This is a genomic window from Streptomyces sp. NPDC028722, from assembly GCF_040637655.1.
GTDB lineage: Bacteria > Actinomycetota > Actinomycetes > Streptomycetales > Streptomycetaceae > Streptomyces.
In genome coordinates this window covers 1-1312 of sequence record NZ_JBEZWU010000090.1, presented here as the reverse complement: position 1 = coordinate 1312, position 1312 = coordinate 1, and the positions used below count along the sequence as shown (strand labels likewise).

Genomic DNA, 1312 nt, shown 5'->3' with positions numbered 1-1312 from the left:
GAATACCAGAACTCCGAGAAATACCAGCTGCGCCCCCGCGACTGGGAGACCGCCGCACGCGAGGGCCGCACCATCGCCCCCCTCATCACCCGCCTCAACACCGCCCGAAGGCGGCACCCCGCGCTACAGCGCCTGCGCAATCTCCGCTTCCACCGGACCCACAACGATGCCGTGCTCGCCTACAGCAAGAGCACGGGTACGGACACGGTCATCGTGGTCGTCAATCTCGACCCGCATCACACCCAGGAGGCCACGGTCTCGTTGGACATGCCGCAACTCGGCCTGGACCGGCACGCCGCCCTGTCCGTGCACGACGAACTGACGGGCGAGACGTACCGCTGGGGCAGGACCAACTACGTGCGTCTCACGCCCGGCCGGACGCCGGCGCACGTGCTCCACGTCGGGCGATCGACGCCCCAGATCGGAGGGCCCGCAGCGTCATGACCGTCAACGATCCCGTACCGGACACGTTCGAGGACACTCCCGCCAAGGACCGGGATCCGGAGTGGTTCAAACGCGCCGTCTTCTACGAGGTGCTGGTCCGCTCCTTCCACGACAGCAACGGCGACGGCGTCGGCGACCTGAAGGGACTGACCGCCAAGCTCGACTACCTCCAGTGGCTCGGCGTGGACTGCCTGTGGCTGCCCCCGTTCTTCAAGTCCCCCTTGAAGGACGGTGGCTACGACGTGTCGGACTACACGTCCGTGCTGCCCGAGTTCGGTGACCTCGCGGACTTCGTGGAGTTCGTGGACGCCGCCCACCAGCGCGGCATGCGCATCATCATCGACTTCGTCATGAACCACACCAGCGACGAGCACCCGTGGTTCCAGGAGTCCCGCAAGAACCCCGACGGCCCGTACGGCGACTACTACATGTGGGCCGACGACGACAAGCAGTACCAGGACGCCCGCATCATCTTCGTCGACACCGAGGTCTCCAACTGGACCTTCGACCCGGTGCGCGGCCAGTACTACTTCCACCGCTTCTTCTCCCACCAGCCGGACCTCAACTACGAGAACCCGGCCGTGCAGGAGGAGGTCCTGGCCGCCCTGCGCTTCTGGCTGGACCTGGGCATCGACGGCTACCGTCTGGACGCGGTCCCCTACCTCTACGCCGAGGAGGGCAGCCACTGCGAGAACCTGCCCGCCACGCACGCCTTCCTCAGGCGGGTCCGCCGCGAGATCGACGCGATGTACCCGGACACCGTGCTGCTGGCGGAGGCGAACCAGTGGCCCGAGGACGTCGTCGACTACTTCGGTGACTACGCGGCCGGCGGCGACGAGTGCCACATGGCGTTCCACTTCCCCGTCAT

Annotated in this window: 2 protein-coding genes; both read left to right on the top strand. The window is 66.8% G+C overall.

Annotated features, from left to right (window positions below; translation table 11 throughout):
• On the top strand, positions 1 to 444 hold a 444-nt coding region (locus AB0F03_RS37975; protein ID WP_362001087.1), incomplete at its 5' end, for an alpha-glucosidase C-terminal domain-containing protein.
• A partial coding sequence (locus AB0F03_RS37970; protein WP_362001084.1) for an alpha-amylase family glycosyl hydrolase occupies positions 441 to 1312 on the top strand: 872 nt, incomplete at its 3' end. The genes AB0F03_RS37975 and AB0F03_RS37970, both read left to right, overlap by 4 nt.